Raw genomic sequence first — 14,253 nt, forward strand, 5'->3', positions numbered from 1 at the left:
CGAGCAAAAGCAATATCTCCACGGGAACAAATGAGAAATTAACGCTTAAAATAAAACAAAACAAACCAATTCATATTGCAATTAACTGCAATATTTTACGTGTGTTTTTGGCAGCGAACAATAGACAAATAATGGTAAAACCTAAAGTAATTAATGAGTGTAAAAACATAACAACTCTTATTGGCAATTACTAGTAATTGACGTAAGAATGGAGCGCAAATATTTCCTTGGTTTATTACCGCTTGGAGCCGTGGATTTTCTCTACTTAGTGATAATGTTTGATCGATTAAACTTGAGCAGTGTTAGAACTATCTTGTGTTAATTTTGGCAGTGAATTAGCTCGTAAAGCGCGAAACATTCCAAATCGGCAAAGACCAATGCCAAATGCTAGCCGCATCAGTAGAAGGGTTGGTACTTCGCGCAGAGATTTAATTAAACCAGGTAGACCAAAACGAACCAAACCTTCAGGTCGAACCACTCCCTGCCAGATAGAATCTAGCCAAGAAGGAAGTGTTTGTGCTGTCCAGTCTGCTGTTTCCACTCTTCCCTCGACGAATCCCGTTGCTTCTAAAAGTTCACCAAAGCCTTCGATACTAGAAAAGGCGGGATGGGACCATTGATCTAGGAGTTGCCGCATCACAATTTTCTCCCAAAAGTTAAGCGGGTGTTGGCGATCGTCCCTCTGATTCCAGTCAGCTACAACCAACACGCCACCCGGCTTGAGTACTCTCATTAACTCATGAGCAAAAATGGCTTTATCTGGCATATGAGGTCCCGCTTCAATTGACCAAACGACATCAAAACTTGCATCTGGGAAGGAAAGTGCCATAGCATCATCCACCTGAAACTGCACATCAAGTTCCTGGGGAGTTAACTGCTGTGCGCGTTTGACTTGTTGAGGACTGATAGTAATACCTGTGACGGCAAACCCGTAATCCCGTGCCAAAATGCGGCTGCTTCCCCCAATTCCACAGCCAACATCTAAGACGGTAGTGCCTTTCGGTAATTGATCTAAACCACTCCAACGCACCATTTCACGCACAAAGTCAGATTTGGCTGCCAAAAAATCCTTCCGTTGCGGTGGGGAACCATAATGACCTAAGTGGATATGTTCGCCCCAGTAAAACTCCAAAATACCGTCTTCAGTCCATTGGTCATAGGAATTGGCTACAGAATCAGAGGATTGATAAGGGCGAGCCGCGATCAAATAGAATACAACACCTAGTGTCAGTAGGAAAAAGATAAGTCCAAGCACCGAAAAAAACAAACTCATTAAGATCTAACCTTAATATTTCTTTGATAATCTTATTCTATTGCTAGATGACAAGCTCCAGTTTGTTCAGAGGGATAGCTGTTGGTGCGATTGATAGCCAGAGACATCAAACACGCTCTCTGTAGTAAGGGTGATGTTTTTTTAACTAATATTACAATAAGCTAAATTTCTGTTGCGGGGATTGAAATGAGAACTTGAGAAGAGGATGCTATGACCACCGTTGACTTTACTCAGCACGAGATGCAGACTGTCTCCGAACTGCTACAAAATGATACTAAGCAGGTGCCGTCTGTGCTGCTTGAGCAGTCGGTAGCAGATCTTGGCATCGCCGACATTGAGCGCGAGGTCTTTTTCTCGAAGCAGTACCACGACCTCGAGGTCGAAAAGCTCTGGAAGAAGGTTTGGCAGTGGGCCTGTCGCGAGGAGGAGATACCCTCTATCGGTGACTACGTGGTGTACGAGATCGCCGACCTCTCACTGATTATAGTGCGCAGCGCACCTAGCGAGATCCGGGCGTTCTACAATGTTTGCCTGCACCGGGGGACGCAGTTACTAGTCAGCGAGGGCAACGTCAAAGCGTTCCGATGCCCGTTCCACAATTGGACGTGGAAGCTTGACGGCACACTCGCATACATTCCCTGCCAATGGGACTTTGAACACGTAGAAAAAGAAGCCTTCCGTCTGCCCGAGGTAAAGGTAGCAACGTGGCAGGGCTTTGTGTTTATCAACTTCGACCTTGAGTGTGAGCCATTAGAAACCTACCTGGAGAACATACCCGATCACTTCAAGCACTTTCCCCTTGAGGAGCGTTCCAAAGCTGTACATGTAGCTAAGGTGATGCCAGCAAACTGGAAGGTTACGCTTGAGGCGTTCATGGAGGCATACCACTCGGTTGCAACTCACCCGCAGATCCTCAAGTTCACTGGCGACGCTAATTCCCAATACGACGTGTACGGACGTCACAGCCGCATGATCACACCGTTTGCAGTGCCGAGTCCACATTTAGGCAACCAGGTCGATCAGCAAGCGGTGGTCAAGGCAATGGCAGAGTTTGAGGGAACCGACCCAGAAACGGTGCAATTGCCGAACTCTATGACTGCACGCACATACGCAGCCTCGGCTGCTAGACAGCGTATGAGCGATCGCATGGGAGTTGACTGCTCAAACCTGTCCGACACCGAGATGCTCGACGCCATTGAGTACTTTATCTTCCCCAACTTCATGCCGTGGGCAGGTGTAGGAGCGCCGCTCCAGTACAGGTTCCGTCCCAACGGCAACGATCCCGATTCCTGTATTATGGACGTGCTACTGCTCCTGCCGTACCCGCCCGGGATGCGCCCAACACCAGCTAAAATTCACTGGCTTACACCAGAAGAAAGTTGGACTAACGCACCCGAGTTAGGCGGACTTGGTCCAATCTTCGACCAGGACACCTCAAACTTGCACCGCATCCAGCGGGGCTTGAAGGCGTCCGCAAAGCCAGGGGTTACGCTCTCGCGATACCAAGAGTCCCGTATCCGCCACTTCCACCTAGTGCTTGAGCGCCAGTTGCGGTCATAATTCAGAGTTTTTGTGAAATGGTATGATTGTTGAGTGTCAACTGTCAACCTTTTCGTTCCCAGTTTCTGTCTCACCAGGACGTTCGAGGGCGGGAGGAAAGTCTACAAATTCTTGGGTTCTTGTGGTATTGGTAGTTGCACCTTCTAATAGAACATCTTCGGGATCTACTGATTTGTCAGCAGCAGACACGTTAATTTGACCTGATGTGTTTACGTTGGGTTTGTCAGAAGTACCTTTATGACTTGCATGACCGCTAGGCATAGTTAATTCCTCAAGATTGCTATGGTGTTTATATCCTCTCAGCCTAGACTTGTCGTTAATGAGGTACACACTATCATAAGGCTTAAATCTAGATTGGTAAAAACTGTTACTAATGGTAGGTGCTGAACAATTATGTGATTTGATGAGACTGTTTCACTACATTCAAAAACTGATTCAAAACTAGAGAATTTTTTTCCTTTCGCCAAGCTACGGCAATCTCTAGGCTAGGGACTGGTTCAGCAAGGGGGCGATAGATGACTTGTGTTTTGTGTCTCTTCTCGGCACTCGTTGCAACCAGGGAAATCCCCATCCCTGATTCTACTAACCCAATTAAAACTTCAGGTGGACTAGCTTCTTGAACTATCCTGGGTTGAAATCCGGCTTGTTGACAAAGATTCAAAATTTGGGTGTATAAGTCAGGCTTTACTTGTTTTGGGCAAAGAACAAACGGTTCTAAGGCAAGCGATCGCAACTCTATTTGCTTTTGTGCTGCCAAATAGTGGTTCGGAGGTAAAGCAACCACTAATAATTCACTAAAAAGATTTATGGAGATAAGTTCTGCTATATTAACAGGTCCATGCACAAAAGCAACGTCAATTTCTTCATTAAGTAAAGCTTTAATTTGTGATTCTGTAGACATCTCTATTAATTTTACTGTCACATCGGAAAATTCTTGACGGAATGCTTGAATAATTTCCGATAAAACGCGATTAAAAATGCAGATGGAAAAGCCAATCACCAATTTTTCTGATTGCACGACTGCTTTCTTCGCTGCTTTTACTGCTCGCTCTGCTTGGGCAAGAGTCAGTCGTGCTTCATCCAAAAACGCTTGCCCTGCTTCAGTTAAAGTCACACCACGTTTACTGCGCTCAAATAATTCTACCCCCAATTCTTCTTCCAAAGAGCGAATCTGCCGACTTAAAGGCGGTTGTTCCATATAAAGACGTTCGGCTGCACGTCGAAAGTTTAATTCTTCTGCAACCGTCACAAAATACTTCAGATGCCGCAGTTCCATAAAGAGTATTGATACTTTTTAAGTATCAGTTTAGCTTAAAAGAGATCTTGGACAAAATTCCCTACATTACCTGATACTCAAAACTATAGAGTTTGAACACAGCAATGAAAGTAATTGAACTTTGTGCAGGTTTTGGTATCAACAATCTCCAGATGACAGAATATCCCAAACCAACTCCGCTTGCTGGGGAAGTATTAGTCAAAATGGAAGCTTTTTCTTTAAACTATGTAGACTTGCTCGTTGTTAAAGGGCTACTGAATCCCAATCTGTCACTTCCTTACATTCCCGTATGTGATGGAGCGGGTATTGTTGAAAGCGTAGGTGAAGGTGTAACAACGTTTTCGCCTGGTGACAAAGTAGCAACAACGTTTATTTCTAATTGGGTAAGCGGCTTTCCTACACCTGAAACTGTTGATTTTGCAACTCGGCAGGGGCTTGGTGGTGTTCCCGGGCAACTTTCTGAGTATAAAATATTTCAAGTTAATCAGTTAATCAAAAGCCCGAGCAATCTTTCTACCGCAGAAGCTTCTACTCTTCCTATTGCCGGGTTAACTGCTTGGAATGCTTTGCGCTACGGCAATTTGAAAGCAGGTGATACTGTATTGCTACATGGTACAGGTGGAGTGTCAATTTTTGCACTCCAATTTGCTAAGGCACAAGGGGCAAGGGTGATTATTACATCAAGTAGTGATGAAAAGTTGGCAAGAGTGCAGCAATTGGGTGCAGACTTAACTATCAATTACAAAACTACTCCCGATTGGGATGCGAATGTCATAGAATTTACAGGTGGTGCAGGAGCAGATTTGGTTGTGGAGACGGTAGGCGGTAAGAATCTGCAAAAGTCTATTAATGCTTTGCGCATGTCTGGGCATATCTCAATTATGGGGTTACTTGATGGCTTCGACACTAGCATAAATACTCTCTCTCTAGAGGTTAAACAAGCTACTATTAAAGGTATGGAAGTTGGTAGCACCAGTGATTTTGAGTTTATGAATCAGGCGATCGCCACTAATAACATTCACCCTATAATCAACAAAACCTTTTCTTTCCATCAAACCAAGGAAGCGTTTGAGTATCTCGACAAAGGTTTGCACTTGGGAAAGGTGGTAATTGCTGTTGAGCAAGCTAAACTCTCATCATCAACATAGTTAAAATCTGATATGCATACAATTGAGAAAAAGTCAAATAAAAAAGCTTGGGCAGGTGCTCTAGCTCAACCAGCCCAAGAATTTCCTCACACTCAACTGCAAATCCTTTCTGGCGAAATTCCCGCAGGCATACGCGGTACACTTTATCGCAATGGGCCAGCAAGGTTAGAACGAGGTGGTATTCATGTGGGACACTGGTTTGATGGAGATGGCGCAATTCTTGCCGTACACTTCACCGACGCGGGTGCTACGGGAGTTTATCGCTACGTGCAAACTGATGGTTACAAAGAAGAAGCAGCATCAGGTAAACTGCTTTACGGCAATTATGGCATGACTGCACCAGACCCAATTTGGAATCGATGGTTAAAACCAATTAAGAACTGTGCCAATACTTCAGTACTAGCATTACCAGATAAATTACTAGCACTGTGGGAAGGCGACAACCCCCACGCCCTAGACTTGCAAACGCTCCATACTTTGGGCAAAGATGATTTAGGTGGGTTAGATAATGGCTTAGCTTATTCCGCTCATCCCAAAATTGATCCCAAAACGGGGGAGATTTTTAACTTTGGTATTTCTCCAGGATTAAATGGCAAGCTGAATATTTACAAAAGTGATTCCACAGGCAAAATTAGGCAAAAAACATCATTTGAACTTGATGGTATTCCCTTAGTACACGATGTTGTCCTCGCTGGGCAATATCTTGTATTTTTCGTTCCCCCTGTGCGAGTAAATCCAATACCCGTGTTAACTGGATTTAGCTGCTACAGTGATTCTTTGGAATGGAAACCGTCCCTTGGTACTCAGGTTCTTGTTTTTGAACGTGAGAGTTTATCTCTAGTTAGTCGCGGTGAAACTGAACCTTGGTATCAGTGGCATTTTGGTAATGGGTACGTGGATGATTCTGGATTGGTAATTGTTGATGTTGTTCGCTATGAGGATTTTCAAACCAACCAATATTTAAAAGAAGTGGCGACAGGTGAAACTCATACCACTGCTGTTAGTACTTTATGGCAAGTGCATCTTGAACCTAATACTGGGAAAGTACACACAATACAGGAAATTATGGATCGCCATTGTGAGTTTCCTATAGTACCACCATCAGATCGAGGACAAAACGATCGCCAAACTTATCTTAATGTACATCGCCCAGAAGATCAGCACAAACAGATTTTTACGGCGATCGCTCGTTTCGATCACAACACCGAAACTCTGACAATAGCTGACTGTGGAGAAAATCGCTATCCTTCCGAACCCATCTATGTCCCAGATGCCAATAACGTAAAGCAAGGTTGGGTGATAACAGTAGTGTATGATGGCAATACTGATAGTAGTGAAGTCTGGATTTATGATGCTATGAGACTAGATGACTTACCAGTGTGTAAATTAGCATTACCTAGTGTCATTCCCCACAGTTTCCACGGTACTTGGAAACCAATTTAAAAAACTCACAAATATAGTACTTTGATGTTTCCAGCGTTTTCTAAAAATGATTGGCTTCATCTTTTACTGCTTTTAATTTGGACATTATTAGGATTGGGTTTACGCTTTACCAATTTGATGGAAAAACCTCTGTGGGCAGATGAGTTTTCCACAATTGTGTTCAGCTTGGGTAACAGCTTTCTGTCAGTGCCGCTGGATGAGGCGCTGACAGCACAACAACTGCTCAGCCCTCTTGTGCCTAATCCTCAAGCAAATATCAGGGCAGTAGTAGATCACTTGTTCGACGAAAGCAATCATCCACCACTGTATTTTATCTTGTCTCATTTCTGGTTCAAGTTATTTCCCACTGAAGATGGATTGGTGACAGCGCTGTGGGCGCGATCGCTATCAGCCCTTTTCGGTACCATGACAATTGGGGCAACCTTTGTTTTGGCACGGATGGCATTTCGCTCAAGCGTAGTAGGGCAAATTGCAGCTGCATTCATGGCAGTTTCTCCCTTTGGAATTTATTTAGCACAGGAAGCCCGTCACTATACCTTGGCAATTCTTTGGGCGATTGTTTCTCTATACTGCATGGTGAGGGCAGCCCAAACCATACATAATCGCATCCCACTGCCACTTTCCATCTGTGTGATTTGGATTGTTGCCAATGCGTTGGGAGTTGCTACCCATTTCTTTTTCTGTCTGACGTTGGCGGCAGAAGCAATATCAATGGGCAGTTTGGGGCTGAGAGAATGGCGACGTGGAATTAACCTTTATGCTGTTTATTGGCAAAGGATTTGGGCAGTAGCTGCTGGTACGTTTGTTACTTGCTTAGTTTGGATACCTTTGCTCCCAAAGCTTTCTAACAACGAGCTAACTCACTGGATTTATAAAGGCTCGCGCTCGGGATTAGACTGGTTAGATCCTATATTGCAAGCAATCGCAGGTTGGATAACCATGCTCTATCTGCTACCGATTCAATCTGAATCTCGTCTAGTGGCGATCGTTTCTGGGATACTACTGATTGTACTTGCAATCTGGACAATACCTAAACTCTGGCGGGGATTGAAACAACTTTACAACCGTGATGAAGAGCGGTTTACTGTCTATGTTCTTGTCAGTTTCGTTGGGGCGGCAATTTTTCTGTTTTTTGCGATTGTCTATTTTGGGAGTATTGATTTAACAAAAGCATTTCGCTATAACTTTGTTTACTTTCATGCCGTCATAGTTCTGGTAGGAGGCGGACTAGCCAGTGCTTGGAATGACACCACTAAAATTGTTCAAAGTCAAATACATTGGCTGAGATTATTTAGCATTAGTGGGCGGCAAACCGTAATCCTGATTTGGCTTGTAAGTTTATTAGGGGGATTGAGTGTGGTGACAAATTTGGGTTACCAGAAAACCCATCGCCCGGATGTAGTAGCTGCAACAATTCGGCAAGAATCTCAAGGAACTGTGTTGATTGCCATACCCCATTACCATCACGGGCAAACAGGCAGACTGATGGGTATTGCTTTGCAATTACAGCAAAATAAGTGTGAGGGAAAACCCTTAAATCCTCTGTTTTTGTTAGCCCATCAAACTCAAAATCCACTGTCGGCACTCACCACTCTCAACCAGTCATTAACTCAGTTACCTCATCCTCTCGATTTATGGCTAGTTAATTTTCAACAAGTACCTGAGCAACCGCTTAACACGCTCCTTGTTCAACAAAGTTGTGCTACCAGTGATCAAGCACATTCTATCGATGGTTATCGATATCAACTTTATCATTGTTTTTAGTCAGCAAATTGTTTAGGCAATTGATGCTAACAGCTTCAAGAGAACAGAGTTCACTAATGATAAACAAATTGAACCGAGAAAAGCGCTCCAAATACCGGTTTTGAGGCGAAATCCTTCTACCAAATAAGCGGCTAGACAGAAGATAATTGTATTCAAAATAAAGAAGAATAACCCCCAAGTAGATACAATGAAAGGCAAGGTTAACAGAGTTAGAATCGGTTTGAGAAGAGCATTTAAAACTCCAAAGACTGTTGCACAAATGAATACTTTCTCAAACTTATCTATTTCTACTCCGATTGGTAATTTAGAAATAATCAAAAAACTCATAGCGGTTACCAACCAGGTAATAAGCAGATCAAGCATAGTAAAATCTCCTGCCTAAAGTATTTCCAGCCAGCAGGTTTGTGGTATCATAAACAACAAATAAAGCTAACCTAAATTTCCCATAACTCTGGTTAGCTTTTAAATGATTTATAATACTTTTGGCGCTACAATAAATCAGCTTTTAGATAGATGACTAATTGATGATATTATGCTTAGTCAATTCAATAGATCCCCGACTTCTTAAAGAAGTCGGGGATCTGAAACCGCCATGTGTTAAAACGGACTAAAAATCAACAATTGGTGAAAAGATGGAAATATTTACTTACTTTCTCCGGTGTATGAAACGCGGTAAATTACACCATTGGTATCATCGGTGAATAACAGCGCACCATCAGGTGCGATCGCTAAACCAACCGGTCTACCAAACTGTGCCGTTCCTTCTTCGTTTAAGAATCCAGTGATAAAGTCTTCAAACTCGACTGGTTTGCCATCTTGGTAACGCACCCGCACGACTTTGTATCCTGAAGGTGGTAAACGATTCCATGAACCGCGCATAGTGACAAAAGCATCATTCTGGTATTCTTGGGGAAACTGAGATCCCGTATAAAAAAGCAGTGCTAACGGTGCACTATGTGCTGTGTAGGTTAGTACTGGTGGTTCTGTATTGGCGCAATATTGCTCCTTGGTTGTGCCTCTTGGGTTTAGTTGGAAATACACATCCGGACGGCGATCAGCATAACAGAAGGGCCAACCATAATTTACGCCTTGACGAATCAGATTTAATTCTTCTGGTGGTTGCTCATTACCACGCCAGTCAGTACCGTGATCCATCCCCCACAATTCCCCTGTTTCGGGATGCCACGCAAAGCCAATGGTATTGCGTAAACCAGAGGCATAAATTGTCCGATTGCTACCGTCGGGTTGTGCCTGTAGCAGGGTGGCGCTTTCTGGGTTTGTATCATTGCAAGCGTTACAAGTGCTACCTACTGAAATATAGAGTAACCCATCAGGACCAAAGGCAAGGGTACGATTTGGGTGTTGCCCTGCATCAGGTAAGTTATCAATTAATAGTTGTGGTTCGCCTTCTATACCTTCAGTTGCTAAAGAAGCAACGTAAAGTTGTTTATCTGTGACAAAGTAGAGACGATTCTCATGAATTGTGATGCCGTTAACGTATGGTAAACCTGATGCAACAGTATTGTAACCGTCGGCACGACCATCGCGATCGCGATCGTACAATGCCAAAACATCTTCTTGATCCCTACGTGTAACGTAGACAGTACCATCAGGAGCAACTGCCAAGTTCCGGGGATTGCCCAAGTTTTTGGCAAATACTTCAATCTGAAATCCTTCTGGTACTTTCAACTGTGACAAAAGTGATTCATCAAATTCTAGGCGCTCAGGTGTTGCTAAGTAGCCTTCAACTTGCTCTACCCTTTGTTGTTGCACTTGTTGTGCGCCTGCAGGGATGATGCTGAGCAGTAATGCACAACCGACGAGTAAGCTTGTTACTTTCACGGTATTTTTCCTTTAAATTTTGGTAAATGAATTACCGTGAAACAGCTTAAAATTTTGTATATAAAACTACATCCTTCTGATGGAATAAGTAATATTACTTTCTGTGTTTATATATACCTTTAAAAAAATAAATTAATGAGCGAGGCGATCGCTCATCCCAAATATTCGGCGAAAAATTGGCTTCATCAAGCCGGGAAATAAGTGAAAAGCTGATGACCAAAAATTTGCTGTACCAACGACTACATTGGCTTTTTTATATTTGACTCCGCGCCAAATTGCTTTTGCTACATCCTCTGGTTTTTCTAATAAGGGACTGTTGAATGCTGTGTTTATTAACTGATAACGAGCTTGTTTTGTCTCCTCACTTTTACCGCGAAAGATTGCTCTTTCCATCAAACGAGTCCGAATGAAACTGGGATAAATGCCACAAACATGGATGCCTTTTGGGGATAATTCTGCATGTAGCGATTTGGTTAATCCAGTGATAGCATACTTACTTGTTGTGTATGGTACTTGATATGGAATTGGATCAAGACCACCGATAGAACTCACGTTGACGATTGTGCCAGTTTTGCGCTCTAAAAAATGGGGTAAAAGTGCATGAATGGTGTGAATATAACCCCACAGGTTTGTATTAATTATTTGTTGCCAATCATTGAGCGAACTTTCGTCCACAGGTCCCATATAATAAATACCTGCATCATTAATCAATACATCTACATGACCGAAATGAGCAAGTGCTTTTTCCACAAGATTGTTCACCTGTTCGTAATCTCTTACATCTGTGGAAATGGCAAGTGCTTGTCTACCGAGCGATCGCACCTCTGCTGCTGTAGTTTCTAAGCGCTCTAGTTGACGAGCTGCCAACACAATATCATACCCTTGACGGGCAAATTGGAGTGCTGTTGCTTTACCAATACCTTGAGTTGCCCCAGTGATGATTACTGTGTTAGCCATACTAGATTGTTTTTGATCATAGGTGTCTTGTCCCAGTTTGCTACAGAAAACTTGAGAAACCTTCTAACAAAAGTTAGAAGTTGTGACACAAACACTCTTTAGCGACGCAAAAATAACTGAGTAATGTAGTAAGTGTTACCAGTCCGCCAGACGCCTACGCCTGTTTCTTTCCAACCGGGGCGTAAAATGTTCTCGCGGTGTCCTTTGCTTTTCATCCAACCCTCAACTGCTGCAGGTACAGGTTGAGGAATATTTGTACTGGTGAACAGATTTTCACCCACTACCCAGTAAGAGATTCCCCCAGCACGTACTCTCTGGGGAAGAGTACTGCCATCTGCTCCGGTATGACTGAAGAAGTTTTTTTCTGCCATCTGCCTACTGTAATTACGGGCAACCCGTGCTAGTTTTTCATTATTTTGCAAGGTTGTTAACCCGTTTTGCTGACGTACTTGGTTGATGCGTTGTCGAACTGCTGCCTCAATGTTATTAGTTGTACTTGTTTGGCGTGGTATTGGTTTTGGGGTTTGTGTTGATGGGATTTCGACTCTGGGTAGTGGTGGCAAATATTCAATTACCTGCTCACATCCCGTGGTTAAAAGTGCGAGTGCCACCCCAAAAGCCCAAAACATTGGGGATAATAGGCGGTGTTTCATAATTAATGCTCTCCATCCTATATATTGTAGTGTGAGCAATATGACAAAAAAATGACATGAAGATGAAGTGGTGGGGATGTGGAGAAGTTTTAAGTTTAGAAGGGAAAGTGAATGACAATAATAGAGGTATGTCTGTGAGTGCGTGCGATCGCCTTTGGTGCAATTCCTAATGCTGACAAATGAAATTCGGGATTAGTACCAGCAATTAATATTAATAAATCATCAGGTTCGAGCATTTTTGATACTTGGCTCACAAAGTTACCCTGCAACTGCACAATCGGAATATCTAATTGCCAATCATCTATTTTTGTCTTTGGATTACGTCGCGATCGTGCCGTAACTTGTAAAATTTGCAATGTACCTTTCAGTTCGACAGCAATAGTTTGTGCTAGCGTTACTACTTGCTCAAATATAGGAGATGTACTTTTAATTTCAGGAATTGCTAAAAATACTCGTTTTGTATTTTTTATGGAATGAGGAAATCGAGCAATTAGCAGCGGCACAGTTGTGCGACGTACCACATAGTCAAGCACACCACCAAACAAATTTTCACGGGTAGTAGAATACCCTTTCCAACCACAAATAATCAGACTAGCATCACGTTCTTGAGCAGAGCGCACAATTCCTTTCCCAATTGAATCATCCACCCGCCCAATTGGTTCAACGGAAGTAACAGCACCATGAGCTATTGTTTCTGCCGTGGCTAATAATTGATTTTGCCGTATTTTTGCTTCCGCTAAATTCGCTTCCTGACTCTCAGGAATAACGTGCAGTGGTAGTAGAGTTCCTTCTGTCGCTTTAGCTAAAATTAAAGCAAGTTGCAGTAAGTTATCTTCAGTATTTGGGTTAGCTACTGGTACTATAACACGAGCGCCTAAAAGCTTTTTTTCCTGACTAACAGAACTTGCTACCTCTGCTTTGATACTTTTTCCCCAACGAGCGGTAATCCAAGGTGAAGCAATGCAGGTAACTAGAATCATTGCAATAATACCATTAACGGTTGGTTGATCTACTATTCTAATTTGGTAAGCAACTGTAATCGCTGCTAGTGTTGATGCAGCTTGAGCAACGGAAAGACCAAACATTACCATAATACTGTTCCAGTCAAAACCAGATACTTTACCGCTTACCCAGGCAGGAAGAAACTTGGCGATGATTGATACAAAAATCATTACTGCTGCCACTAGTAAAGATCGAGGTTCACTCACTAAAATTTTTGGGTTAATCAGCATCCCAACTGAAATCAGAAAAAATGGTACGAATAAAGTATTACCAATAAACTGAATTCTATTCATTAATGGGCTAAGTTGCGGTATTAACTGAGTAATAGCAATTCCTGCTAAAAATGCTCCAATTATCGGCTCAATTTCAATTATTTCTGCTACATACGAAACAACAAATAAAGTTGCTAATACAAACGTAAATTCTGCTCCTTCATCATGCCCAAAACGCCGAAAGAACCATCGACCAATTCTTGGAACTCCCCATAAAGTAGCCCATGTATAAATTATCAAAGATGGAATGAGAAACAACCAAAAACTAAAGGAGAGAGTACCTTGATGAGCCTTGACAACAACAGCCAAAACCAGTAGTGCTAAGACATTAGTAATTAAAGTACCGCCCAAAGTAGTGGTTACAGTCTGAGTTCGCATAATTCCCAATTTACTAGCAATTGGCAAAGCTAAAAGTGTATGGGAAGCGAAACAAGAAGCTACTAAAATTGATGCTAAAAAATTGTATCCCAATAGGAGCATAGCAACTGTACCAAGCAGCATGGGAATAGCAAAAGTAGCTAAACCAAAAATCACTGCTTTGTCGGCGTTGTATTTTAAATCATCCAAGCTGGTTTCTAATCCAGCCATAAACATCAGAAATAGTAATCCTACTGTACCTAAGAGAATAATTGTGCTATCTCTTTCCAATATCCCTAATCCATTAGGTCCGACAACGACTCCGGCTAAGATTAAGCCAACAATTCCTGGTAGTTTCACCCGCTCAAATAACAGCGGTGCAACCAGCATAATTGCCATAATTATCAGAAAAACTGGTACTGGATCGGTGATCGGACCAGATAGTACTGAGGGAGTTAACAATTCCTTAAATGAGCGCACCCAGCTTTCCATGCAATACCAAAATATTTTATATTAGTAATCATACATTTATATTGAATCGTAAGTTTTTTTCTATCTATATTAGGTTAGATAACAAGAAAAATATCAGATGCACAGTAAATGATCCCAACTTTATATAAGAAGTCGAAAGTAAATATGATCGAAAAGTAACAGCATTGCTGACACACCGCTAGCAATCAAACATGAATAGTTAGTTATTTAGATA

Annotated in this window: 12 protein-coding genes; 4 read left to right on the plus strand and 8 right to left on the minus strand. The window is 42.5% G+C overall.

The window, feature by feature from the left end; translation table 11 throughout:
• Window positions 1-286 precede the first annotated feature (286 nt).
• Complete coding sequence (locus tag ICL16_RS24905; protein ID WP_190833295.1) at window positions 287-1,273, minus strand: methyltransferase domain-containing protein; 987 nt, start codon at window positions 1,271-1,273, stop codon at window positions 287-289.
• 210 nt (window positions 1,274-1,483) lie between these two features.
• On the opposite strand from ICL16_RS24905, the gene ICL16_RS24910 reads away from it, so the two are divergent.
• Window positions 1,484-2,833, plus strand: coding sequence for an aromatic ring-hydroxylating oxygenase subunit alpha (locus tag ICL16_RS24910; protein ID WP_190833297.1), 1,350 nt, complete (start codon window positions 1,484-1,486; stop codon window positions 2,831-2,833).
• Between the two features lie 36 nt (window positions 2,834-2,869).
• Here the strand turns inward: ICL16_RS24910 and ICL16_RS24915 are convergent, their stop codons facing one another.
• Window positions 2,870-3,094 carry a hypothetical protein gene (locus tag ICL16_RS24915; protein WP_190833299.1) on the minus strand — a complete coding sequence of 75 codons (225 nt, stop codon included), beginning with the start codon at window positions 3,092-3,094 and terminating at the stop codon, window positions 2,870-2,872.
• 130 nt (window positions 3,095-3,224) lie between these two features.
• Window positions 3,225-4,109, minus strand: a complete 885-nt coding sequence (locus tag ICL16_RS24920; protein WP_190833301.1) for a LysR substrate-binding domain-containing protein — start codon at window positions 4,107-4,109, stop codon at window positions 3,225-3,227.
• Window positions 4,110-4,213: 104 nt separating this feature from the next.
• On the opposite strand from ICL16_RS24920, the gene ICL16_RS24925 reads away from it, so the two are divergent.
• The 3 genes from ICL16_RS24925 to ICL16_RS24935 are packed head-to-tail and all read left to right on the plus strand — an operon-like array spanning window position 4,214 to window position 8,464.
• Window positions 4,214-5,257: a zinc-dependent alcohol dehydrogenase family protein gene (locus tag ICL16_RS24925; RefSeq protein WP_190833303.1), complete on the plus strand. Its 1,044-nt coding sequence runs from the start codon at window positions 4,214-4,216 to the stop codon at window positions 5,255-5,257.
• Window positions 5,258-5,269: 12 nt separating this feature from the next.
• Window positions 5,270-6,700, plus strand: coding sequence for a carotenoid oxygenase family protein (locus ICL16_RS24930; protein ID WP_190833305.1), 1,431 nt, complete (start codon window positions 5,270-5,272; stop codon window positions 6,698-6,700).
• A gap of 24 nt (window positions 6,701-6,724) precedes the next feature.
• Window positions 6,725-8,464: a glycosyltransferase family 39 protein gene (locus ICL16_RS24935; RefSeq protein ID WP_190833308.1), complete on the plus strand. Its 1,740-nt coding sequence runs from the start codon at window positions 6,725-6,727 to the stop codon at window positions 8,462-8,464.
• Between the two features lie 12 nt (window positions 8,465-8,476).
• Here the strand turns inward: ICL16_RS24935 and ICL16_RS24940 are convergent, their stop codons facing one another.
• From ICL16_RS24940 to ICL16_RS24960, 5 genes are all read right to left on the minus strand, one after another.
• Window positions 8,477-8,827 (minus strand): phage holin family protein, encoded by a 351-nt coding sequence (locus tag ICL16_RS24940; RefSeq protein ID WP_190833310.1) that lies wholly within the window; start codon window positions 8,825-8,827, stop codon window positions 8,477-8,479.
• 279 nt (window positions 8,828-9,106) lie between these two features.
• Entirely contained in the window at window positions 9,107-10,306 is a 1,200-nt protein-coding gene (locus ICL16_RS24945) for a PQQ-dependent sugar dehydrogenase (RefSeq protein WP_190833313.1), read from the minus strand.
• A gap of 132 nt (window positions 10,307-10,438) precedes the next feature.
• Window positions 10,439-11,263, minus strand: coding sequence for an SDR family NAD(P)-dependent oxidoreductase (locus tag ICL16_RS24950; RefSeq protein ID WP_190833315.1), 825 nt, complete (start codon window positions 11,261-11,263; stop codon window positions 10,439-10,441).
• A 98-nt stretch (window positions 11,264-11,361) separates the two neighbouring features.
• Window positions 11,362-11,916, minus strand: coding sequence for a CAP domain-containing protein (locus ICL16_RS24955; RefSeq protein WP_190833317.1), 555 nt, complete (start codon window positions 11,914-11,916; stop codon window positions 11,362-11,364).
• A 95-nt stretch (window positions 11,917-12,011) separates the two neighbouring features.
• Window positions 12,012-14,039: a cation:proton antiporter domain-containing protein gene (locus ICL16_RS24960; RefSeq protein WP_190833319.1), complete on the minus strand. Its 2,028-nt coding sequence runs from the start codon at window positions 14,037-14,039 to the stop codon at window positions 12,012-12,014.
• Between the last annotated feature and the right edge of the window lie 214 nt (window positions 14,040-14,253).

Source organism: Iningainema tapete BLCC-T55, from assembly GCF_014698965.1.
In the GTDB taxonomy this organism is placed as follows: Bacteria; Cyanobacteriota; Cyanobacteriia; order Cyanobacteriales; family Nostocaceae; genus Iningainema; species Iningainema tapete.

Coding starts and splice junctions, on each gene's coding strand:
- ICL16_RS24905 (WP_190833295.1), bottom strand. CDS start 1,273: ATGAGTTTGTTTTTTTCGGTGCTTGGACTTATCTTTTTCCTACTGACA.
- ICL16_RS24910 (WP_190833297.1), top strand. CDS start 1,484: ATGACCACCGTTGACTTTACTCAGCACGAGATGCAGACTGTCTCCGAA.
- ICL16_RS24915 (WP_190833299.1), bottom strand. CDS start 3,094: ATGCCTAGCGGTCATGCAAGTCATAAAGGTACTTCTGACAAACCCAAC.
- ICL16_RS24920 (WP_190833301.1), bottom strand. CDS start 4,109: ATGGAACTGCGGCATCTGAAGTATTTTGTGACGGTTGCAGAAGAATTA.
- ICL16_RS24925 (WP_190833303.1), top strand. CDS start 4,214: ATGAAAGTAATTGAACTTTGTGCAGGTTTTGGTATCAACAATCTCCAG.
- ICL16_RS24930 (WP_190833305.1), top strand. CDS start 5,270: ATGCATACAATTGAGAAAAAGTCAAATAAAAAAGCTTGGGCAGGTGCT.
- ICL16_RS24935 (WP_190833308.1), top strand. CDS start 6,725: ATGTTTCCAGCGTTTTCTAAAAATGATTGGCTTCATCTTTTACTGCTT.
- ICL16_RS24940 (WP_190833310.1), bottom strand. CDS start 8,827: ATGCTTGATCTGCTTATTACCTGGTTGGTAACCGCTATGAGTTTTTTG.
- ICL16_RS24950 (WP_190833315.1), bottom strand. CDS start 11,263: ATGGCTAACACAGTAATCATCACTGGGGCAACTCAAGGTATTGGTAAA.
- ICL16_RS24955 (WP_190833317.1), bottom strand. CDS start 11,916: ATGAAACACCGCCTATTATCCCCAATGTTTTGGGCTTTTGGGGTGGCA.
- ICL16_RS24960 (WP_190833319.1), bottom strand. CDS start 14,039: ATGGAAAGCTGGGTGCGCTCATTTAAGGAATTGTTAACTCCCTCAGTA.